This window comes from Sphingopyxis alaskensis RB2256 (assembly GCF_000013985.1).
GTDB classification, from domain to species: domain Bacteria; phylum Pseudomonadota; class Alphaproteobacteria; order Sphingomonadales; family Sphingomonadaceae; genus Sphingopyxis; species Sphingopyxis alaskensis.
This window is the reverse complement of record NC_008048.1, coordinates 935,116-957,595: the sequence shown is the minus strand read 5'-3', so window position 1 is coordinate 957,595 and position 22,480 is coordinate 935,116. Positions and strand designations below refer to the sequence as shown.

Here is a 22,480-nt window from a genome sequence, read left to right as displayed (position 1 = left end):
TGGTTAACCTTAGGGTGGCAAAGGAGAATGCTCAAGGCCGCCGCATCAGGCCGCGGTCCAGCCGCCATCGACGCTGAGGTTCGCGCCGGTGATGTTCGCCGCCTCGTCGCGCGTGAGGAAAGCGGCGAGCGCCGCGACCTGCTCGACCGTGACGAACTGCTTCGTCGGCTGCCCCGCGAGCAGCACATCGTTGATCACCTGCTCGCGCGTCATGCCGCGCGCCTTCATCGTGTCGGGAATCTGATTCTCGACCAGCGGTGTCCAGACATAACCCGGACTGATGCAGTTGACGGTGATTCCGGCGTCCGCCACTTCGAGCGCCACCGTTTTGGTGAGGCCCGCCAGCCCGTGCTTCGCGGTGACATAGGCCGATTTGAAGGGCGAGGCGACGAGCGAGTGCGCCGAGGCGGTGCCGATGATCCGTCCCCACTTCTTCCTGCGCATCCCCGGCACCGCATGACGGATCGTGTGAAAGGCCGCGGTCAGGTTGAGCGCAATGATCATATCCCACTTTTCGGGTGGAAAATCCTCGACAGGCGAGACGAACTGCATCCCCGCATTGTTGACGAGGATGTCGACCCCGCCGAAATCCGCCTCCGCGCGCGTGAACATCGCCATGATTTCGTCAGGCTTGGTCAGATCGGCGCCGTCATAGGCAGCCTTGCCGCCGCTGATCGCTTCCAGCTCCTTGCGTTCGGCCTCGATCGCGTCGGCATCGCCAAAGCCGTTGATGATGAGGTTCGCGCCGTCGGCGGCAAAGGCCTTGGCGATGCCGAGCCCGATGCCCGAAGTCGATCCGGTGACGAGCGCAGTCTTGCCTTTAAGGTGCATGTCCTTGTCCTTTCGGTGGGGGAGAATCAGCGAATATCCTTGTCGGCCTTGGGCTTCAGCCCGTCGGCCTGCACCGCGAAGCTGTCCGACCGTCCCTCGGCGATGCTTTCGGCGAGCAGATGGCCGTCCTTCATCGCCGCTTCGACCGCATCGCGGCCGAGCGCCCAGTTGACCTCCATCGTCGAGCGCGAAAACTCGAAATCGCGCGCGCCGGTCTGCCAGGCGGGCGGTTCGTGGATGAGCTGCACGACGTTGAGCGCCTTGCAGTCGACCATCCGCCGCACCGCCTTCACCTCGGGCAGCTCGGCGAGGTCTTCGGGCAGTTTCGCGAGCATCCGGTCGACCAGCCGATGCTCCTTGCGGCGCCGCACCAGCCCATCCGAAATCCGCCGCGTGCGGCTGGAATAGCGAATGTCCTTCTCGCGCGACCAGGCCTCTTCCAGATCGTGCGGGCGCGTCCCGCGCGCGGGGAAAAGGTCGACCTGGAACACCAGCATATCCTCATGCGCCGCCGCGACGACATGTTCGAGCGGGGTGTTCGACACCAGCCCGCCGTCCCAATACCAATGGCCGTCGATCTCGACCGGCGGCAGGCCCGGCGGCAAGGCACCCGATGCCAAAATATGCCGCGCATCAATTGTATCACTGGTCGTGTCGAAATAACGGAAATTGCCCGTCTCCACCGCGACCGCGCCAACCGACAGGCGAACCTTGCCATTGTTCACCCGGTCCCAGTCGACCAGTCGGTTCAGTGTCTCGACAAGCGGTGCCGTGTCGTAAAAGCTGATCGCCTCGGGCGTCTGGCGTTCGGCAAAGGCGGGCGGCGGAAAGCGCGGAGTGAAAAAGCCCGGCACGCCGAACGCCATCACCTGCCCGGCCGCGGCCATATGCGACCATTCGCGCGCCCAGTCAGTGTCGGGGATCGGCAGCGATGGCAGCGCCGACGACACACCTTCCCAGAACTCACGCATCTTGCCGACCGCCTGATCGCGCTCGTTGCCCGCGATGATCGCGGCATTGACCGCGCCGATCGAAATGCCCGCGACCCAGTCGAGCTCGATCCCCAGGTCGATCAGCGCCTCATACACCCCCGCCTGAAACGCGCCGAGCGCGCCGCCGCCCTGCAGGACAAGCACGACCAGATCGGGAAGCGGAAGCGCGGCGCGGGTGGCTCGGCGGGGCATGGAGTCGCGATCCTTGAGTTGCGGATGCGCGATTTGTGCACCGCAACACGCCCTATTGCAATGGCTTGCCCGCTGCGAAGTCCCTTGGCGCTTATCCCGCTCGCATCCGTAGGCGTCATTGCGAGCGCAGCGAAGCAATCTCCAGCTTGCGTAGCAGCCGAACGATGGCTGGAGATTGCTTCGTCCCCCGGATCAAGTCCGGGGTCCTCGCAATGACGAGTGGGGTCTCCTTATGGTAAGGGGATAATCGCCAAGCCCCTTCCAATTGCCCGATGCTGCTGTAACACTCGGGCCGAAACGATCCTTCACCGGTGGAGAAGCCCGATGCGCCTCGACGATTATGATCCCGGAGACGATATTCGCGATCTGGGCCGGGGCGGCGGCGGGTTCGGCGGGGGCGGCGGCGGTCTTGGCGGGCTGCTGATCGGTTTCCTGCCGATGCTGCTCGGCCGCAAGATGGGATGCGGGACGATCCTGCTGCTCGGCGCGGTCGCCTTTTTCCTGCTCGGCCCCGGCGCCAACATGCTGAGCATGGGCGGCGGCACCGCCGATCCCATGGCCGACAGCCGCGGCGCCCCGCAGGGCGTCGCCTGCGATACCGAGGCCGAGCGCTTTGCCTGCAACGTCTTCGGATCGACGCATCAGGTGTGGGCCAGCCTGATCGACGGATATCGGCAGCCGACGCTCTACTTCTATTCCAATCGCGTGGACCGGACCGGCTGCGGGTCCGCAAGCTCGGCCATGGGCCCCTTTTATTGCCCCGCCGATCAGGGCGTCTATCTCGACACCGACTTCTTCCGTGAGCTCGACAGCAAGTTCGGCGCCGCGGGCGACGCCGCGCAGGCCTATGTCGTCGCACACGAAGTCGGCCATCATATCCAGACGATCAGCGGCATCGCAAATCAGGTGCGCCAGGCGCAGGCGCGCAGCTCGCAGGCCGAGGGCAACCAGCTTCAGGTCCGCATGGAACTTCAGGCCGATTGCTACGCCGGCGTCTGGGCGGCGCGGGCGCGCAACAGCGCGGGCCAGCCGGTGATGGAGCCGGGCGACATGGAGGAAGCGATGCGCGCTGCCAATGCGATCGGCGACGACACGCTGATGCGCTCGGCGGGACAGCGTCCGGTGCCCGAAAGCTTTACCCACGGGACGAGCGAGCAACGCATGACCTGGCTGCGCCGCGGCCTGCAAACGGGGGATCCGCGCCAGTGCAACGCTTTCGACAGCGCCATCTGAGCGCTGCGCTCGCGACAAGTCTTTTGGCGGCATCGCCGACGTCGGCCGAAAATCTCTATATCGAGGCCGGACGGCTGATCGATGGCGTCTCCAGCGAGGTCCGTACCGGCCAGTGCATCACCGTCGAGGCCGAACGCATCAAGGCGGTGGCTCCATGCGGGCCGACGCCCGATGGCGCGAAGCGGCTCGACTGGTCCGCCTTCACCGTCCTGCCCGGCCTGATCGACCTCCACACGCACCTAGCCGACCTCGGCCAGAGCGCCGACCTCGCCGCGCCGATCAAGGCGTCGCCCGCCGAAACCGCGCTCGTCGGCGCGCGCAACGCACGCGTGACGCTGGAAGCCGGATTTACCAGCGTGCGCGATGTCGGCACCTATCGCGGACTCACCGACGTCGCCTTGCGCAACGCGATCGACCGCGGCGACGTGCCGGGGCCGCGCATGTGGGTCGCGGGCGCCTATATCACCATCCCAAAGGGCGGCGGCGAGCTCAACGGCGTCATCCCCAATGAGCAGCTACCGCCCGACATGCGGCTGGGCGTCGCCGTGACGTCCGAGGAAGCGGCGGAAAAAGCGGCCTTCCTTCTCGATCAAGGCGCCGATTTCATCAAGACGATCGCCACCGGCGCGGTGCTCGCGATCGGCACCGAACCCGGCGCGCCCGAACTCACCGAGGATCAGTTGCGGGCGGTCGTCAGGGTCGCCCACGCCCGCGGCAAGCGGGTCACCGCGCACGCCCACGGCGCCGAAGGGATCAAGACCGCTATTCGCGCCGGGGTCGACAGCATCGAACACGCCAGCGTCGCCGACGAGGAAGCGCTGCAACTCGCAAAAAAGCACGGCACCTGGCTCGCGATGGATATCTACAACGGCGACTATATCGACGAAATCGGGACGAAGGAGGGCTGGCCCGCCGAATATCTGCGCAAGAACCGCGAGACGACCGACGCCCAGCGCGCCGCCTTTCGCCGCGCGGTCGAGCTGGGGGTCAACATCGGCTATGCCACCGACGCCGGCGTCTATCCGCACGGACTGAATGCGCGGCAATTCCGCAATATGGTTCAATATGGGATGACGCCGATGCAGGCGATTCAGTCGGCGACGGGCCACGCCGCCGAAGAAATGGGCCGCAGCGACATCGGCGCGATCGTCCCCGGCCGCTATGCCGATTTCGTCGCGGTAAAGGCCGACCCGCTCGCCGACATCACGGCGCTCGAGGCGATCGATCATGTTATGAAGGGCGGTGTGCTGGTACGCTAGGATCAGCGTGCAGCGTCGCGTGGCCCCCGTTCCTTGCCTAATATTCGACGATGATGCGGACCCGGTCGATGCCAAGCCCCGCGGCACGGGCGATCTGTTCGCGGCTGCGGTCGATCACCTCCTGAAGCGGCTCGGGCGCAGCATCGTCGGGGGATTCATCCAGTGCCGGTTCGGCGCCCGACTCTTGGACCTCAGGAGGCGGGGCGACGGCGCTTTTCAACTCCACCGCGCTCAGCGTCGCCGGGGATACCGGGCCTTCGAACTGGCAGCCGAAAAGCCGCCCGCTGGCCCAGATGACGACCGCCGTGATGCCGCCCGCATGGGGTAGCTCGATTTCGATCCGGTCACAGGGTTCCAGCTGGATGTCGCTTTCAAACAGCAGTCCCGTTCCCGATATATTGTGGATCTGGACCGCGATACCCGTCCCGTCATGCTTCACGCCACGGGCAAGCAGGCTCAGTTTGCGGCGCACGTCCTGGCGTTTGTCGCCATTCGGCGCCAAGGGGAGGAAATGTCCGTAAATGGGCATATGTTTTTGTGGGAGTTGACTGGTTAAAGGAAGGTTAGCGAGCCCGTCGAAAGGCGGCGTTCGGTGCAGAATATCCGGGTGGCCGCCGCGGCGGGCCATGCGGACGCGCTGGGCGAAGGCCGCCGGTCCGCGACGAACGCGCTTGATCGCGCTCGCGTCGTCGCTAAACCGCTTTCATGCGTAACCTTCTCCTGACCAGCGCGCTCGCGCTCGCCGCCGCCCTTTCCTCCCCCGCCATGGCCCGCCCGATGACCGAGGTGGACCTCGCGACGCTGAAGCGCGTCGCCGCACCCGCCGCATCGCCCGACGGGCGCTGGGTGGTTTTCCAGATGACCGAGACCGAGGCGGGCAGCTACAAGCGTTCGACCGGCCTCTGGCTCGTCGACCGTCATGCCAAAGGCGCCAAGCCGATCCCGATCGCCGACACCGCGGGCAAGAACGAAACCTCACCCGCCTTCGACAAGGACGGCATCCTCTATTTCCTCTCGAACGCTTCGGGCAAAAGCGAGGTGTGGCGCGTCGATCCCAAGGTCGGCGGCGCCGCGATGCAGGTTACCGACACCAGGGCCGATGTCGCGGGTTTCAAGATTTCGCCCGACGCGACGAAGCTGCTCGCCTGGGGCGACATCCCCAAGGAATGCACCGACTTCGGTTGCGAGGCGAAGGACAAGGGCGCGCTCGTCGGCCCCGGCAGCGGCCGACTTTACAAGGATGGCGTCGGCTTCGTCCGCCACTGGGACGAATGGGAAACGCCGGGCACCTACAGCCGCCCCTTCATCTTCAATCTGGAAGGCGGCAAGGCGACCGCTGCGCGCGCGGCCGATGCCGGGCTGGTCGGCGATACGCCGTCCAAACCCTTCGGCGGCGGTGAAGAACTCGCATGGGGCACCGACAGTCGCACCGTCTTTTTCACGCTGCGCAAGGCCGACCGGAACGAGCCGATGTCGACCAACCTCGATATCTACAGCTGGCTCGTCGACAGCCGGATGATGCCGGTGAACCTGACCGCGAACAATCAGGCGACCGACACGCTGCCCGCCCCCTCGCCCGACGGCAAATGGCTCGCCTATGCGGCGATGGCGCGTCCCGGCTATGAAGCGGATCGGCTGGTGCTGATGCTGCGCAACCTCGAAAGCGGCGAGACGCGCAAGCTCACCGATGCGTGGGATCGCTCGGTCGGCTCGATCGCCTGGGCACCCGATGGCAAGTCGCTCTATGTCACCGCGCAGGACGTTCTCGAACATCCCGTGTTTCGCGTCGATGTGACGACGGGCAGGGTCGAGAAGCTCAAGGCCTCACCCGAAACGCTCGAAGGCAATATCGGCGACGTCACCCCGCTCCCCGGCGGGGCCTTGCTCTATTCGCGTAACAGCGCGCTCGCGCCGACCGACCTGTTCGTGCGCGATGGAAAGGGCAAGGTCCGCCAGCTCACCAGCGTGAACGCCGACCGTCTCGCCGAGTTCGACCCGGTGAAGCTCGAAAAGATCCGCTTTGCGGGTGCGAAGGGCGACACGGTGTGGGGCATGATCCTGAAACCGGCGAAGGCGACCGAAAAGCTGCCGGTCGCTTTCATTGTCCATGGCGGGCCGCAGGGCAGCTTTGGCAACAGCTGGTCGACACGCTGGAACCCGCGCCTCTTCGCGCAGCAGGGTTACGGAGTCGTCACTGTCGATTTCCACGGTTCGACCGGCTATGGTCAGGCCTTCACCGACAGCATCAACCAGGATTGGGGCGGCAAGCCGCTCGAAGATCTGAAGCTCGGCCTCGCCGCCGCGGGCCAGCAGGATGCGCAGCTCGACATCAATAATGCCTGCGCGCTCGGCGCCTCCTATGGCGGCTATATGATGAACTGGATCGCGGGTCAGTGGACCGATGGTTTCAAATGCCTCGTCCAGCATGACGGCGTGTTCGACCTGCGCGCCATGGCGTTCGAGACCGAGGAATTGTGGTTCGACGAATGGGATCATGGCGGTCCGTGGTGGGAACGCAGCGAGCCCGAAAAATGGAACCCGGTGAACCATGTCGCCAAGTGGAAAACGCCGATGCTCGTCATCACGAGCGAGAAGGATTTCCGCATCCCCTACAGCCAGGGCCTCGCCGCCTTCACCGCGCTCCAGCGCCGCGGGGTGCCGTCGCAGTTGCTCGTCTTTCCCGACGAGAATCACTGGGTGCTGAAGGGGGCGAACAGCGTCCAGTGGCACCGGACGGTGTTCAACTGGCTGGATAGTTATTTGAAGAAATAACGACCACTCCAATTCCGTTCGTGTCGAGCGAAGTCGAGACACCCTGAAGGCGCGCGCCACCGATGGGCATCTCGACTTCGCTCGATGCGAACGGGAAACGGGCCGACATAGGGCAATCACCCCCTTGCCGCCTCGCCCCCCGGCTGGCAAAGGCGCCCCGCTATGCCGATGGAAAAAACCTTCGATCCCGCCGCTATCGAGGCGAAATGGGCCCGGTTATGGGAAAGCCGCGGGCTGTTCCGCCCGCACCGCCCCGACGCGACCCCCTTCACGATCGTCAACCCGCCGCCGAACGTCACCGGCGCGCTGCACATCGGCCATGCGCTCGACAATACCTTGCAGGACGTGCTGATCCGTTACGAGCGGCTGCGCGGCAAGGATGCCTTGTGGGTCGTTGGCACCGATCATGCGGGCATCGCCACGCAGATGGTCGTCGAACGACAGCTCAATGAACGCCAGCAGAAGCGCACCGATTTCACCCGCGACGAGTTTGTCGACAAGGTGTGGGAATGGAAAGCGACAAGCGGCGGCCAGATCACGCGCCAGCTCCGCCGCCTCGGCTGTTCGATGGACTGGAGCCGCGAACAGTTCACGATGGACCCGCATTTTACCAGGGCGGTGGTCAAGGTGTTCGTCGACCTCCATAAAAAGGGGCTGATCTACCGCGACAAAAGGCTGGTGAACTGGGATCCCAAGCTCAAGACCGCGATTTCGGACCTTGAGGTCGAAACGCACGAGGTTCAGGGCGGCTTCTGGCACTTCAAATATCCGCTCGCGGACGGGGTGAAACTCGACGACGGGCACGACCATATCGTCGTCGCGACGACGCGCCCCGAGACGATGCTCGCCGACATGGCGGTGGCGGTGCATCCCGACGACGCGCGATACAAGAGCGTGATCGGCAAGTTTGTCGAGCTTCCCATCACCGGACGCCGGGTGCCGGTCGTCGCCGACGAACATGCCGATCCCGAACTGGGCAGCGGCGCGGTCAAGATCACGCCGGGGCATGATTTCAACGACTTTGAGGTCGGCAAGCGCGCGGGCTTCAAGCCGGCCGAAATGCTCAACATGTTCGACGGCGATGCCAATGTCATCCAGACCGCCGACGGGCTTATTCCGGCTGAATATCTCGGGCTCCACCGTTTCAAGCGCGACGGCATCGACGGCGCGCGCGAACTGGTGGTACAGCGGATGAAGGAAACGGGCTTCCTGATCCCGCACACCGACAAGGACGGCAACGCGCACGACGCCGAGCCGCGCACGATCCAGACGCCGTTCGGCGACCGCGGCGGCGTGGTGATCGAGCCATGGCTGACCGACCAATGGTATGTCGACGCCGAAAAGCTGGCGCAGGCGCCAATACAGGCGGTGCGCGACGGCCGCATCCAGATCGTCCCCAAGACGTGGGAAAAGACCTTCTTCAACTGGATGGAGAATATCCAGCCCTGGTGCGTCTCGCGGCAATTGTGGTGGGGACACCGGATTCCGGCGTGGTATGCCGAGGACGGTCGCACCTTCGTTGCAGAAACCGAAGAGGAAGCACAGGCCGAAGCGGGCGCAGGCGTCATCCTGACGCGCGACCCCGACGTCCTCGACACCTGGTTCTCCTCCGCCCTCTGGCCCTTCGCGACGCTCGGCTGGCCTGACGATACGGAGCTTCTGAAGCGCCATTATCCCAACGACGTCCTCATCTCCGGCTTCGACATCCTCTTCTTCTGGGATGCGCGCATGGCGATGCAGGGGATGGAGTTCATGGGTGAAGTGCCGTGGAGGACGCTCTATCTCCACGGCCTCGTCCGCGCGCCCGACGGGCAGAAAATGTCGAAGTCGAAGGGCAATGTCGTCGACCCGATCGGCCTGATCGACCAATATGGCGCCGATGCGCTGCGCTTTTTCATGTGCGCGATGGAAAGCCAGGGCCGCGACATCAAGATGGATGACGCGCGGCTTGCGGGTTATCGCAATTTCGCGACGAAGCTGTGGAACGCCGCGCGCTTCTGCGAAGCCAACGGCATTGCGGCGTCGACCAGCCTCGAAGCCCCCGCGGCCACGCTGCCGGTCAACCGCTGGATCATCGGCGAGGTCGCGGACACCGTCGCGGCGGTGGAAGCGGCCTTTGCCGCCTATCGCTTCGACGATGCCGCGAACGCGATCTACAGCTTTGCCTGGGACCGCTTCTGCGACTGGTATCTGGAGCTGATCAAGCCGGTGCTGTCACAAAAGCCCTCTCCCCTTCAGGGGAGAGGGTTGGGAGAGGGGGATGAAGCAGTTCCCGCTCCTGCCGATGGCCCCCTCTCCCCGGCCCTCTCCCCTGAAGGGGAGAGGGAGATCGCCGAAACCCGCGCCGTCGCCGGCTGGGTGCTCGACCAGATCCTTGTCATGCTCCACCCCTTCATGCCCTTCATCACCGAAGAGCTGTGGACGGGCCTTGGCGACCGCGCCGACTATCCGCTCATCACCGCCAAATGGCCCGCGCCGAATGCTGCGCGTGATGCGGCGGCCAGCGCCGACATCGACTGGCTGATCAAGCTGGTCAGCGAATTGCGCACGGCCAAGGCCGAACTCGGCCTGCCCCCTGGCGCGCGCCTGACCGCCCATTTCCCCGCCTCACTCAAGGATCGCGCCGACAAGCTTGCGGCGCAGCTCGACCGCCTCGCACGCCTCGAAACCATCAGCTTCGACCCCGCCCCCGCGGGCGCATCGGCGCAGCTTGTCGTCGAGGGCGAGACGATCACCATCCCGCTCGAAGGCGTAATCGACATCGCCGCCGAGCGCGAAAGGCTGACCAGGGCGCTCGCCGCCGCGACGAAAGAGCGCGACAGCCTCGCCGGGCGCCTCAACAACCCCTCCTTCGTCGAGCGCGCCAAGCCCGAAGCCGTTGAAAAGGCGCGCACCGACCATGCCGCAAAGGAGGCCGAGGCCGACCGCCTGAGCGCGGCGCTCGCGCGTCTGGGCTGATCGGCGCGCGCCACGGCTTTCGACCAAGGCGCGGGCGGCTTCGACTGGCGGCCCGCTGCGCACTGGCCAGCGGACCGCCTTTGGCGCTAGAAGCCGGGGTAATGAACGCAAACATCCGCAAAGACGCGCTGCGCGACCAGCGCGCAAAAATGCTCGCGGCGGCACCCGACTGGCGCGCGTCCGACGCGCGCGTCAACCCGCGCGTCGCGATCGGGTCGATCCTCGCCATGTGGCTGATCTATTTCGTCATCACCACCGGCCTTGCGATGCTGACCGGCGCGAGCGAACAATGGTCCTATGCGGGCCGCCGCGCGATCGTCGTCGTCGCGGGCATTTTGTGCACCTTCGTGCTCTATCAGTTGCTCCAGCGCGCGCAGCCGCGCAGTTTCGGCGCACGGCTTGCCGCCGCGCTCGGCGCCGCGGTGCCGCTGGTGGTGCTTTATGCCAGCATCAACCTGTTCGTCTTCTTCTATTGGTTCCCCGCGCCCGACAGCGCGAAGGTCATCGAAGAGGTGCAGTCGAAGTTTCCGGTGGCGTGGGAAATGGTGCTCATCCTCGACAGCTCGATCCGCTGGTATTTCTTTTTCGCGGTGTGGGCGGCGCTCTATGTCGCCTTTGGCTATGCGAACGAGATGCGCGCGGTCGAACGCCGCGCCAACCATTTCCGCATGGAAGCGAAGAATGCGCAGCTGCGCGCGCTCCATTACCAGGTCAATCCGCATTTCCTGTTCAACACGCTGAACTCGCTGTCGACGCTCGTGCTCAAAGGTTCGAAGAGCGAGGCCGAGACGATGATCATGAACCTGTCGTCCTTCCTGCGATCGAGCCTCGCGGTCGATCCCGAACAGCTCGTCAGCCTCGACGAGGAAATTGCGCTCCAGCGGCTTTATCTCGACATCGAACAGGCGCGCTTTCCCGACCGGTTGCAGGTCGAGGTCTTGATGCCCGACGAACTCAAACATGCGTGCGTGCCGGTGCTGATCCTGCAACCGATCATCGAAAATGCGATCAAATATGGCGTGTCGCCCAGCAAGGGCAAAATCGCGATCCGTCTGCATGCCAGCGCCGAATATGGCCTGCTGGTGCTGCGAATCGAAAATGATATCGACCCCAGGGCGCCGGTGCCGGCCTCGGGAACGGGCCTTGGTCTCGGCAATGTCCGCGAGCGGCTGCTGACCCGCTACGGACCCGCAGCCGGGTGCGAATGGGGCAAATCGGACGACGGCGGCTTTGTCGTTTCGCTATGGCTGCCGCTGGCACGGGAGGCTTGCTGATGCTTCAGACCTTGCGCACGTTGATCGTCGATGACGAACCGCTCGCGATCGAACGGCTCCAGATCCTTGCGGGGCAACAGGACGGGATTTCGCTCGTCGGCACGGCGAGCGACGGCGCCTCGGCGCTTCGCATGGTCGATGCGCTGGCACCCGACCTGCTGCTCTGCGACATCGCGATGCCCGACCTCAACGGGCTGGAGGTGGCGGCGGCGATCGAGCGGCTCGACAATCCGCCCGCCATCGTCTTCGTCACCGCTTTCGACCGCTATGCCGTCGCGGCGTTCGAGGTGGCGGCGGTCGATTATCTGCTGAAACCCGTTTCCCCCGATCGGCTGACGCGCGCCGTGTCGCGCGTGCGCGAATGGCGCGCGGCCGAACGCCCATCGAAACAGAAAAGCAAATGGATCACCGAGTTCTGGGTTCAGAACCGCGGCGAAATGCTGCGCATCGACGCGGCGCAGGTCGATCTGATCGAGGCCGAGCGCGACTATATGCGCCTGCACGTCGGCGCGCGCAGCTGGCTGATCCATCAGACGATCAAATCGCTGGAAGCGCGGATGAACCCTGACCAGTTCATGCGCATCCACCGATCGAAGATGATCCGGCGCGACGGCATCGTCGGCCTGAAACACCATGGCGACGGCGCGTGGAGTGTCGACCTGGGTGAGGGCGGCGTCCATCGCATCGGGCGCACCTACCTCCACGATGTAAAGGCGATCATGCACGCCTGACAAAAAGGCGGTCATGCCGCCGGAGCATGACCGCCTTTCCGAACGATCGCAAGGGACTGCGATCAGGGAGCGGCGGCGATGAAGAGCCGCCCGGCGTCGGCGTAGCGCGCGCCATTGCCGTTGAAGAGTTCGGCCAGCTTGACTTCGGCATCGGCCATCGCCGATTTCTCACAACGCATTGCGGTGGCACGTTCATGGAGCGGCTGCCGGTAATGGGGCCGACTGCCGCACACTTTTTGCACCGCATATTTCACGCGGGTCATCAGCGATTCGCGGCCCTCTTCGGTTGCAAGGTTGAGATCGTCGTAGCGCACGATGGTCGTTCGCCGCTCGCCTTCCTCGCCGGGGGCGGCGGCCGCGGAGACCGTCAGGCCGGTCAGCGCAATCGGCGCCGTCAGCAGGAACAGGGTAAGTTTAGCCATGGGGGAGTCCTCTCACTGGGGATCGGATGCGGGATACGAAGTGCCCGGACCGGGGAGACCGTGACCCTCCGCATCCCGCAGCCTTGGAATGCCGCATTTCCCTCGCCTGATCATTTCAGGTTCGACCGGTTTCGGCGGCGCGTCGATCGAACCGACCAAAGGCGTCCCTGCGTCGACGAATGGCCGACCGCGCCGTAATTTTATGACAGTATTCTTGCATGACGACATCGACGTGACCATTTTTGGTCATTGTGAAGAAATTATCTTTCTCCGCGACTCGTGGAATCGACCGGATGCTGATCCGCGGCGCGCTGCTGGTCGGATGCGGCGCCGTCGCCGGGGCGGTCCTCGGCGACATGGCGGCGGGATCGAGATTGGGCGGCCCCGCGGCGGCACCCCCACCCAGCACCACATTGAGCGCCAACCCCGATTCCGCGGCGCCCCCTTTCCCGACTGACGCCGATCCGTGCCTCGGTTGCCCCGCCGACGATGGCGTCCCCGCACGGCTCCGCGCTGAGCGCGAGCGGCGCACGGACAATCCATTCCGCACGCGCGATGCCATCGAGCCGGAGATAGGTGTGGACGGGGATTATCCCTATGGCGGCGGGGTTCCCCCACCTCCCGGCGCGGTCTGCGGAGCCTGTCCTCAAAGGCGCCGACGCAACCGATCCCGCTGTCGGCGATCTCGACAGCGAGCGGGCCGGGGGAACCGACGCGCCTGGTTCTATCGCGGAGTTTCCTTGACCGGCGCCGCGCAGCGCGTCGTGTCGCCCGCCTTGCACGCCGCGACGTCGGCTTCCCATTTCATGCGTTCCTCGGCCGACATCGCGGCGACACGGGCCTTTTCAGCCTCATAAGCGGCCGTTTCGTCGGCGAAAACCTGCTGGTCATGCGCGACCTGTTGCTGCGCCGCTGAAACTTCCTGCGTGTAAATGATGTTGTCGGTTTGCGCCCGCGCCGCCTGTTCGGCATTGAGGCGCGCCGTGTTGGCGCGTTCTTCGGCGGTGGTTCCATCCGCGAGTTTCTTTTCGGCCATGGACGGCGTTGCCGGAGCCTGCTGAACCGGGGCCTGCCCCCCGGCCAGCAACGCCAGGGCGAACGACGCCATCAAACTCGTTCCACTCATCGAACGTCTCCTTTGGTCCCTTGCTCCCTTTTCAACGTTCGGCGTCGCTGCACGTTCCGCCTTTGATTTGACCTGTTCCCGGCCAACCGCCATGCTGGACGAAATCCCATATGCGATTGGACCCGCATTTGCCCGTCTCGCCGAAAAATTCGCTCAATCGCCCGGTCTTTTTCGTGCCTCTCATGGTGTTGCTCGCTACCGTGATGCTCAGCCTGTGGCGGGGCGAAGCGGTCGTCACCGCCGAGACGGTGATCAACAACTGGATTCTGCGCCATTTTTCGCCTCTTTTCGCGGGAGCGGCCATCGCCTTCCTTGTGCTACTCCTGCTCGTGGCGCTGTCACCGCTTGGCGGCCGTATCATCGGCGGCACGATGGCGACGCCGCTCCTGACGCGCTGGCGCTGGTTTGCGGTCACGCTCTGCACCACGATCGCCACCGGCATCCTTTTCTGGGGCGCGGCCGAACCGCTCTTCCATCTCAATGACCCGCCCGCAATGCTGGGGATCGAGCCGGGCAGCGATGCCGCCGCAACCTTCGCCATGTCGACGATGTTCCTCCACTGGACGCTGACGCCCTATGCAATTTACACCGTGGCGGGCCTGACCTTCGCGCTTGTCTATTATGATCGCCGCGAACCCTTCAGCCTCTCGTCGCTCTTCGTACCCCTTGTCGGTCAGCGCGCGCACGGCGCCGCAGGCACCGCGGTCGACATCCTCTGCCTGTTCGCGCTGGTCGCAGGCATGGCCGCCTCGCTCGGCGCGGGCGTACTCGCACTGGCCGGTGGAATCGAGGGTCTGTGGGGCATCGCCGGCGGAGCGCCGCTGCGCTGGGGCATCGCGGCAGCGATCGTGGGCACCTTTGTCGTCTCCGCCGCGCTTGGTCTCCAGCGCGGTATTGCGCGGCTGTCGCTGCTCAACATCTGGTTGTTCGCCGCCGTGCTGTTGTTCGTTGTGGTCGCCGGGCCCGCCGCCCGCCTTCCGGGCCTGGGCCTGGCGGGCGTCGCCGATTATGTCGCAACCTTTGCGCCGCGCAGCCTCGGCCTCGACGTCGATTCCGACTGGCACCGGCAATGGACGATCTTCAACTGGGCCAACTGGATTGCCTGGGCGCCGGTCACGGCGCTCTTTCTCGGCCGGCTCGCGGTCGGCTACAGCGTGCGCGCCTTCATCCTCGTCAACCTGCTGCTGCCGGCGCTGTTCGGCGCGGCGTGGATGATCGTCATTGCCGGGACAACGATCACCCTCGACCAGCAATCGGGCGGCAGCCTTTACACCGTGCTCACGAGCGCCGGTCCCGACCCCCTCCTCTATCGCCTGTTCAGCGCGCTCGGGGGCGGCGTGCCCGTGCTCATGCTGCTGATCGGCGCGATCTTCATTTCCTATGTGACCGCGGCCGACAGCAATGTCTCGGCGATGAGCGCGCTCTCGACGCACGGCATTTCGCCCGAAACACCCGAAGCCCCCCTCGCGGTCAAGGCGGCCTGGGGGATCACCGTCGGGCTGGTCGCGACCATCCTTGTCGCTGCGGCGGGGATCGACGGCATCCGCATGATGTCGGTGCTCGGCGGTTTCCCGGCGCTGTTCATCATCCTTGGCGCCGCCGCCTCGCTGGCGGTGATGGCGATCGGGCGACAACCGCTCACGGCCCCGGCGGATCGCTGACCAAAAGGGCACGTTGCCGCCGCGCACCCTGCGCCCTATTTATGCGGAGGCGCGGTATAAACCCTCCTTGCGCGTTTAGAACAAATCTGGAACATACGCCTCCCATGAGTCTCACCCACATTTCCGTGCGCGGTGCGCGCGAGCATAATCTGAAAGGCGTCGACGTCGATCTTCCGCGCGATGCGCTGATCGTCATCACCGGGCTTTCGGGGTCGGGGAAATCGTCGCTCGCCTTCGACACCATCTATGCCGAGGGGCAGCGGCGCTATGTCGAGTCGCTGTCGGCCTATGCGCGCCAGTTCCTCGAAATGATGCAGAAGCCCGACGTCGAGCATATCGACGGCCTCTCCCCCGCGATCAGCATCGAGCAGAAAACGACAAGCCGCAATCCGCGTTCCACCGTCGCCACCGTCACCGAAATCTATGACTATATGCGCCTGCTCTGGGCGCGCGTCGGCATTCCTTATTCGCCCGCGACGGGCGAGCCGATCAGCGCGCAGACGGTGAGCCAGATGGTCGATCGGGTGATGAGCTTGCCCGAAGGAACGCGCGCCTACCTCCTCGCCCCCGTCGTGCGTGGCCGCAAGGGCGAGTACAGGAAGGAACTCGCGCAATGGCAGAAAGAGGGCTTCACGCGCGTCCGGGTCGATGGCGAGTTTTACGAGATCGAGGACGCCCCGGCGCTCGACAAGAAATACAAGCATGACATCGAGGTCGTCGTCGATCGCATCGTCGTGCGCGACGGCATCGAGACTCGGCTCGCGGACAGTTTCGAAACCGCACTCAAGCTGGCCGATGGACTGGCCTATGTCGATCTCGCCGACGGCGTCGTGCCCGGCCGCGAGGAGGAGGACGGCGGCGCCGCGGAGCAGAAAATGAAGGGTGCGGGCATCCCGGCAAACCGCCTCATCTTCTCCGAAAAATTCGCCTGTCCGGTCAGCGGTTTCACAATTGCCGAGATCGAACCGCGGCTGTTCAGCTTCAACGCGCCGCAGGGCGCCTGCCCCGCATGCGACGGCCTTGGCGAGCGGCTCGAGTTCGATCCCGAGCTTGTCGTCCCGAACCATGCGCTCAGCCTCAGGAAAGGCGCGGTGGTGCCGTGGGCGAAATCGAACCCGCCTTCGCCCTATTATATGCAGGTGCTCGAAAGCCTCGGCAAAGCCTATGGCTTCTCGCTCGATACCCCGTGGCAGGACCTGCCCGGCGAGGTGCAGCTGATCATCCTCTATGGCACTGGCGGCAAGCCCGTCGAGTTGACCTTCAGGGATGGCAAACGCAGTTACACGACGCACAAGGCGTTCGAGGGCGTGATCGGCAACCTCAATCGCCGGATGCTCCAGACCGAAAGCGCGTGGATGCGCGAGGAGCTGGGCAAATATCAGACCGCGCAGCCGTGCGAGACCTGCCACGGCGCGCGGCTGCGCCCCGAACCGCTGGCGGTGAAGATCGCGGGCGAGAATATCAGCATGTCGGCGCAGCGGTCGGTCGCCGACGCGCTCCAATGGTTCTCGACGCTTGAGGAGAAGCTGAACGAGCAACAGCGCCAGATTGCCAAGGCGATCCTGAAGGAAATCAACGAGCGGCTTGGTTTCCTGAACAATGTCGGGCTCGATTACCTCAACCTCAACCGCACGTCGGGCACGCTGTCGGGCGGCGAAAGCCAGCGCATCCGCCTCGCAAGCCAGATCGGCAGCGGCCTGTCGGGCGTGCTCTATGTCCTCGACGAGCCGAGCATCGGCCTGCACCAGCGCGACAACGACCGGTTGCTCGCGACGCTGAAGCGCCTTCGCGACCTCGGCAACACCGTCATCGTCGTCGAGCATGACGAAGATGCGATCCGCCACGCCGACTATGTCGTCGACATGGGCCCCGGCGCGGGCGTTCACGGCGGTGAAATCGTCGCACAAGGCACGCTGGATGACCTGCTCAAGAACAGGAAGAGCCTGACCGCGGCCTATCTGACCGGCGCGAAGAAGATCGAGGTGCCGAAGCATCGCCGCCCCGGCAATGGCTTCGACCTCGTGCTCAAGGGCGCGCGCGCAAACAATTTGCAGAATGTCACCGCCAGGATCCCGCTCGGCACCTTCACCTGCGTCACCGGCCTGTCGGGGTCGGGCAAGTCGAGCCTGATTATCGACACCCTCTATGCCAGCGCGGCGCGCGTGCTCAACGGCGCGCGGATGGTTGCGGGACCGCACGATTCGCTGAGCGGGCTTGAACATTGCGACAAGGTGATCGACATCGACCAGTCACCGATCGGCCGCACCCCGCGCAGCAACCCCGCGACCTATACCGGCGCCTTCACGGTGATCCGCGACTGGTTCGCAGGACTGCCCGAAGCGCAGGCGCGCGGGTACAAGCCGGGGCGCTTCAGCTTCAATGTCAAGGGTGGGCGCTGTGAGACCTGCACCGGCGACGGGCTCATCAAGATCGAGATGCACTTCCTGCCCGACGTCTATGTGACATGCGAGACATGCCACGGCAAACGCTACAACCGCGAAACGCTGGAGGTGAAGTTCAAGGGGATGAGCATCGCCGACGTACTCGACATGACCGTCGAGGATGCAGCGGAGTTTTTCAAGGCGGTGCCCGCGATCCGCGACAAGATGGCGATGCTGGTGCGCGTCGGCCTCGGCTATATCAAGGTCGGGCAGCAGGCGACGACACTGTCGGGCGGCGAGGCGCAGCGGGTGAAGCTGGCCAAGGAACTGTCCCGCCGCTCGACCGGACAGACGCTCTATATCCTCGACGAACCGACGACGGGGCTGCATTTCGAGGATGTGCGCAAGCTGCTCGAAGTGCTCCAGGCGCTGGTCGATCAGGGCAACAGCGTTGTGGTGATCGAGCACAACCTCGATGTCATCAAGACCGCCGACTATATCCTCGATCTCGGTCCCGAAGGCGGGGTCAAGGGCGGCGAAATCGTCGCCGCGGGGACACCCGAACAGGTAGTGAAGGAAAAGCGCAGCTTCACCGGGCAGTATCTGGCGCCGATGTTGGAAAAATAGCGCGCAAACGGCTAGACGGGGCCAAATGATCACCACCGCCGCCCCCGACTTTGCCGCCGCGCTCCCGAACGGCGGCCGCCTCGCGGGGCTTGATGTCGGCACCAAAACGATAGGCGTTGCGCTGTGCGATGCGGGATGGTCGTTCGCTTCGCCCGACAAGACGATCGTGCGCAAGAGATTTTCGGCCGATCTCGACGCGCTCAAGGCACTCGTCGCCGGGCAGGCGGTGGTCGGGCTGGTCGTCGGCCTGCCGCTCAACATGGACGGCAGCGACAGCCCGCGCACGCAGAGTACGCGCGCCTTCGCACGCAATCTGGCGCCGCTCGGCCTGCCCGTGCTGCTGTGGGACGAACGCTGGTCGACCGCGGCGGTCGAACGCGCGATGATCGCCGCCGACGTCAGTCGCGCCAAACGCGCGGAGCGTATCGACAGCGCCGCGGCGGCGTTCATATTGCAGGGTGCAATCGACGCGATGACGCGCTGATCCGCCCAGTGGCGAAGCCATGGGGAGGTGGCAGCGCGAAGCGCTGACGGAGGGGCCACAACGCTGCCGCTGCTGCCCCTCCACCACGCCCTGCGGGCGCGGGCCCCCTCCCCATGGCTTCGCCACTGGGAGGATTGGCTTGCCAGAATCGCCGCCCCTACCTAAACGCTCCCCTTTAATGACAAGCTCCACCACCCGACCCGCCAGCGACTATCCGCCCGGCGGCGATGCGTTTCGCCATCGCCACCTGACCGGTATCGCCCAGCTCACCCCGTGGGAGATTTCCTACATATTGGACGCGGCCGAAGAATGGGTCGAACTCAATCGCAGCGGCGCCGCCAAGCATGACGACCGGCTCGCCGGGCTGACGATCATCAACGCCTTTTTCGAAAACTCGACGCGCACCTTGCTTTCGTTCGAAATCGCCGGAAAACGCCTCGGCGCCGACGTCGTCAACATGCACGCCGCGCAGTCGAGCGTGAAGAAGGGCGAGACGCTGATCGACACCGCGATGACCTTGAACGCGATGCGCGCCGACGCCATCGTCATCCGCCACGCAAGTTCGGGCGCGGTGCAGCTGATCGCCGACAAGGTCGATTGTCCCGTGCTCAACGCGGGCGACGGGCGCCACGAGCATCCGACGCAGGCGCTGCTCGACGCGCTGACGATCCGCCGCCGCCTCGGCCGCGTCGAGGGGCTGGCCATTGCGATCTGCGGCGACGTCCTCCACAGCCGCGTCGCGCGCTCGAACATCCTCGCGCTCACCCTGCTCGGCAATGAGGTGCGCGTCGTCGCGCCCGCGACGCTGACACCGCCCGCGATGGAACGGATGCACGTGCGCTGCTTCACCGACATGGACGAAGGGTTGAAAGGCGCCGACGTCGTGATGATGCTCCGCCTCCAGAACGAGCGCATGGATGGCGCCCATCTCCCCTCTGCGCGCGAATATCACGCGCTCTATGGCCTGACCCCCCAGCGGCTCGAAAAGGCGAAGCCCGACGCCATCGTCATGCACCCCGGTCCGATGAACCGCGGGGTGGAGATCGACAGCAGCGTCGCCGACGATCACGCGCGCTCGACGATCACCGAACAGGTCGAAATGGGGGTCGCGGTGCGCATGGCATGTCTCGACATATTGACGCGCCGCCAGCGGGGAGTGCCGGGATGGAATTGAGGCCGCTCCATATCGCCAACGCGCTGCTGGTCGATGGCGATACGCCGCGTCCGGGCAGCCTGCTGGCGGTCGACGGCCGCATCGCCGCGATCGACCCGGCTGACATCCCCGAAGGCGCCGAAACCGTCGATGCCAGGGGTCAGTGGCTCGCGCCGGGAATCATCGACCTTGGCGTCTTTGCGACCGACAAGCCCGCCTTTCACTTCGGCGGCATCACGCGCGCCGCGCTGATGCCCGACAATGGTCCGCTCGACGGCGTCGGCCTTGTCGAGCGCGCGGCGAAGGGCGGCAAACCCGACCTCTGGGTCCATCCCCTCGCGGCCGCGACCAAGGGCCTCGAGGGCCGCGAGCTCGCGGAAATCGGCCTGATGAAACAGGCGGGTGCGCGTGCCGTTGCCACCGGCCGCGCCCGCGTCGCCGACAGCGGAGTGATGCGCCGCGTGCTCGCCTATGCCGCCTCGTTGGGGCTCGTGACGATCATCCATGCCGAGGATGAAGGGCTGACCGCCGGCGCCGTCGCAACCGACGGCGAGATGGCGACGCGGCTTGGCCTGTCGTCGGCGCCCGCGATCGCCGAAGCGATGGCGATCGCGCGCGACCTGTCGCTCGTCGAGGAAACCGGCGCGCCGGTGCATTTCCGCCAGGTCACGACCGCGCGCGGGCTCGACCTGATCCGCGCCGCCAAGGCAAAGGGACTGCCCGTGCTTTGCGGCATCACCCCCGCGCATCTGTTCCTGTCGGATACGGCAATCGGCGATTTCCGGACCTTTGCGCGGCTTTCACCGCCGCTGCGCAGCGAAGACGATCGCCGTGCCTGCCTTGCGGCGGTCGTCGACGGCACGATCGACGTTCTGTCTTCAGGCCACGACCCGCGCGGCCCCGAGGACAAGCGCCTGCCATTTGCCGAAGCACTGCCCGGCATGGCGGGAGCCGAAACCTTGCTCGCCATGGGCCTGAACCTCGTCCGCGACGGACATATCACGCCTGGCCGTCTGTTCGAGATGCTTGCCGCCATCCCAGCCTGCCTGCTCGGTGTCGACGCGGGCCGCCTTGTAGCGGGCGGGGAAGCCGACCTCATCCTCGTCGACCCCGACATCCCGTGGCAGGTCGATGCAAAGAAGATGGCGACCTGGGCGGGCAACACTCCATTCGACGGCATGCCTGTCCAGGGCCGCGCCACCATGATGTGGAAGGGCGGAAAGCGGATCCGCTGAGCCGATCCGATCAACGGTGCGCCGACCCGAAACCGCTCGCGATCGACTTGCGATGCCGGGGAGGGACGCAGCCGAGCGACTGGAAACAGCGCCGGTAGATCGATCCCTCTTGCGCCGCTTTCCGCTTACGTTAAGGTCAATTTCAAATCGCAACCGGAGAGTGATTCATGGCCCTTCCCCCCGTTTTTGACCGCCTGCGCCTGCCGGTGATCGGCTCGCCGCTGTTCATCGTGTCGGGACCCGACCTGGTGATTGCCCAGTGCAAGGCGGGGATCGTCGGGAGCTTTCCGGCGCTGAACGCGCGTCCGCAATCGCTGCTCGACGAATGGCTGCACCGTATCACCGAGGAACTGGCCGCGTGGGACCGCGACAATCCCGACCGCCCCTCGGCGCCCTATGCGGTCAACCAGATCGTCCACAAATCGAACGACCGGCTGGAAGCCGACATTGCGACCTGCGCCAAATGGAAGGTGCCGATTACCATCACTTCGCTCGGCGCGCGCGAAGAGCTCAACCAGGCGGTGCATGACTGGGGCGGCATCACGCTGCACGATGTCATCGACGACCGCTTCGCGCGCAAGGCGATCGAAAAGGGCGCCGACGGGCTGATCCCCGTCGCCGCGGGCGCGGGCGGCCACGCCGGGCGGCAATCCCCCTTCGCACTGATGCAGGAAATCCGCGAATGGTTCGATGGCCCGGTCGCCCTGTCGGGCGCGATCGGCCACGGTCGCTCGATCCTCGCCGCGCAGGCCTGCGGCGCCGACCTCGCCTATATCGGCAGCGCCTTTATCGCGACTGCCGAAGCCAATGCAGACGAAGGGTACAAGAACGGCATTGTCGAGGGGCGTGCTGCCGACATCGTCTATTCGAACCTCTTTACCGGCGTGCACGGCAATTACCTCCGCCAGTCGATCGTCGCCGCGGGCATGGACCCCGACAATCTTCCCGAAGGTGATCTGAAGACGATGAACTTCGGTTCGGGCGGCAACACCAAGGCGAAGGCGTGGAAGGACATTTGGGGGTCAGGGCAAGGTATCGGCGCCGTTTCCGCGATACGCCCCGTCGCGGAGTTCGTCGCCGAGCTGGAAACGCAATATCTGGCAGCGCGCCGCGAGCTGGAGGCAAAGGTCCGGCTTTAGAGCGGCTTGC

At 65.3% G+C, this 22,480-nt stretch carries 18 protein-coding genes; 12 read left to right on the top strand and 6 right to left on the bottom strand.

The genetic code is table 11. The features are described from left to right. Positions 1-45 precede the first annotated feature (45 nt). Together SALA_RS04730 and SALA_RS04725 are read right to left on the bottom strand one after the other, a co-directional pair. Positions 46-831 carry a 3-hydroxybutyrate dehydrogenase gene (locus SALA_RS04730; RefSeq protein ID WP_011541244.1) on the bottom strand — a complete coding sequence of 262 codons (786 nt, stop codon included), beginning with the start codon at positions 829-831 and terminating at the stop codon, positions 46-48. 26 nt (positions 832-857) lie between these two features. Continuing rightward, complete coding sequence (locus tag SALA_RS04725) at positions 858-2,015, bottom strand: patatin-like phospholipase family protein (RefSeq protein WP_011541243.1); 1,158 nt, start codon at positions 2,013-2,015, stop codon at positions 858-860. 324 nt (positions 2,016-2,339) lie between these two features. Between SALA_RS04725 and SALA_RS04720 the strand changes: the two genes are divergently transcribed. Together SALA_RS04720 and SALA_RS04715 are read left to right on the top strand one after the other, a co-directional pair. Continuing rightward, a complete protein-coding gene (locus SALA_RS04720) occupies positions 2,340-3,248 on the top strand; it encodes a KPN_02809 family neutral zinc metallopeptidase (protein ID WP_011541242.1) in 909 nt (302 codons plus the stop codon). Continuing rightward, entirely contained in the window at positions 3,221-4,507 is a 1,287-nt protein-coding gene (locus SALA_RS04715) for a metal-dependent hydrolase family protein (protein WP_011541241.1), read from the top strand. The genes SALA_RS04720 and SALA_RS04715 overlap by 28 nt, the downstream gene beginning before the upstream one ends. 37 nt (positions 4,508-4,544) lie before the next feature. Here SALA_RS04715 and SALA_RS04710 read toward each other — a convergent pair whose 3' ends face one another. After that, on the bottom strand, positions 4,545-5,135 hold the full coding sequence (locus SALA_RS04710) for a PilZ domain-containing protein (RefSeq protein ID WP_011541240.1): 591 nt from the start codon (positions 5,133-5,135) through the stop codon (positions 4,545-4,547). A gap of 77 nt (positions 5,136-5,212) precedes the next feature. Between SALA_RS04710 and SALA_RS04705 the strand changes: the two genes are divergently transcribed. The 4 genes from SALA_RS04705 to SALA_RS04690 all read left to right on the top strand — a co-directional run bounded on the left by SALA_RS04705 (position 5,213) and on the right by SALA_RS04690 (position 12,242). Further along, entirely contained in the window at positions 5,213-7,279 is a 2,067-nt protein-coding gene (locus tag SALA_RS04705; RefSeq protein ID WP_041383094.1) for an alpha/beta hydrolase family protein, read from the top strand. 162 nt (positions 7,280-7,441) lie between these two features. Further along, positions 7,442-10,237 (top strand): valine--tRNA ligase, encoded by a 2,796-nt coding sequence (locus SALA_RS04700; RefSeq protein WP_011541238.1) that lies wholly within the window; start codon positions 7,442-7,444, stop codon positions 10,235-10,237. A 101-nt stretch (positions 10,238-10,338) separates the two neighbouring features. After that, positions 10,339-11,511, top strand: a complete 1,173-nt coding sequence (locus tag SALA_RS04695; RefSeq protein ID WP_011541237.1) for a sensor histidine kinase — start codon at positions 10,339-10,341, stop codon at positions 11,509-11,511. Beyond that, positions 11,511-12,242, top strand: coding sequence for a LytR/AlgR family response regulator transcription factor (locus SALA_RS04690; protein WP_011541236.1), 732 nt, complete (start codon positions 11,511-11,513; stop codon positions 12,240-12,242). Before SALA_RS04695 ends, SALA_RS04690 begins: the two co-directional genes overlap by 1 nt. A 62-nt stretch (positions 12,243-12,304) precedes the next feature. On the opposite strand, the gene SALA_RS04685 is transcribed toward SALA_RS04690, so the two are convergent. The 3 genes from SALA_RS04685 to SALA_RS04675 form a co-directional block, all read right to left on the bottom strand. Beyond that, on the bottom strand, positions 12,305-12,664 hold the full coding sequence (locus tag SALA_RS04685; protein WP_011541235.1) for a UrcA family protein: 360 nt from the start codon (positions 12,662-12,664) through the stop codon (positions 12,305-12,307). Positions 12,665-12,779: 115 nt separating this feature from the next. Beyond that, the gene (locus SALA_RS04680; protein ID WP_041383093.1) at positions 12,780-13,088 is read right to left on the bottom strand and encodes a hypothetical protein; all 309 of its coding nucleotides are present in this window, start codon (positions 13,086-13,088) and stop codon (positions 12,780-12,782) included. 300 nt (positions 13,089-13,388) lie between these two features. Next, positions 13,389-13,790: a hypothetical protein gene (locus SALA_RS04675; protein WP_153802638.1), complete on the bottom strand. Its 402-nt coding sequence runs from the start codon at positions 13,788-13,790 to the stop codon at positions 13,389-13,391. A gap of 110 nt (positions 13,791-13,900) precedes the next feature. Between SALA_RS04675 and SALA_RS04670 the strand changes: the two genes are divergently transcribed. From SALA_RS04670 to SALA_RS04645, 6 genes are all read left to right on the top strand, one after another. After that, on the top strand, positions 13,901-15,451 hold the full coding sequence (locus SALA_RS04670) for a BCCT family transporter (protein ID WP_011541233.1): 1,551 nt from the start codon (positions 13,901-13,903) through the stop codon (positions 15,449-15,451). Positions 15,452-15,555: 104 nt separating this feature from the next. Beyond that, entirely contained in the window at positions 15,556-18,459 is a 2,904-nt protein-coding gene (gene uvrA, locus SALA_RS04665) for an excinuclease ABC subunit UvrA (RefSeq protein WP_011541232.1), read from the top strand. Positions 18,460-18,484: 25 nt separating this feature from the next. Further along, on the top strand, positions 18,485-18,943 hold the full coding sequence (ruvX, locus tag SALA_RS04660) for a Holliday junction resolvase RuvX (RefSeq protein WP_011541231.1): 459 nt from the start codon (positions 18,485-18,487) through the stop codon (positions 18,941-18,943). A gap of 178 nt (positions 18,944-19,121) precedes the next feature. Further along, positions 19,122-20,117 (top strand): aspartate carbamoyltransferase catalytic subunit, encoded by a 996-nt coding sequence (locus tag SALA_RS04655; RefSeq protein ID WP_041383091.1) that lies wholly within the window; start codon positions 19,122-19,124, stop codon positions 20,115-20,117. After that, on the top strand, positions 20,108-21,331 hold the full coding sequence (locus SALA_RS04650) for a dihydroorotase (RefSeq protein WP_011541229.1): 1,224 nt from the start codon (positions 20,108-20,110) through the stop codon (positions 21,329-21,331). Before SALA_RS04655 ends, SALA_RS04650 begins: the two co-directional genes overlap by 10 nt. A gap of 167 nt (positions 21,332-21,498) precedes the next feature. Continuing rightward, the gene (locus SALA_RS04645) at positions 21,499-22,470 is read left to right on the top strand and encodes an NAD(P)H-dependent flavin oxidoreductase (RefSeq protein ID WP_011541228.1); all 972 of its coding nucleotides are present in this window, start codon (positions 21,499-21,501) and stop codon (positions 22,468-22,470) included. Positions 22,471-22,480 lie beyond the last annotated feature (10 nt).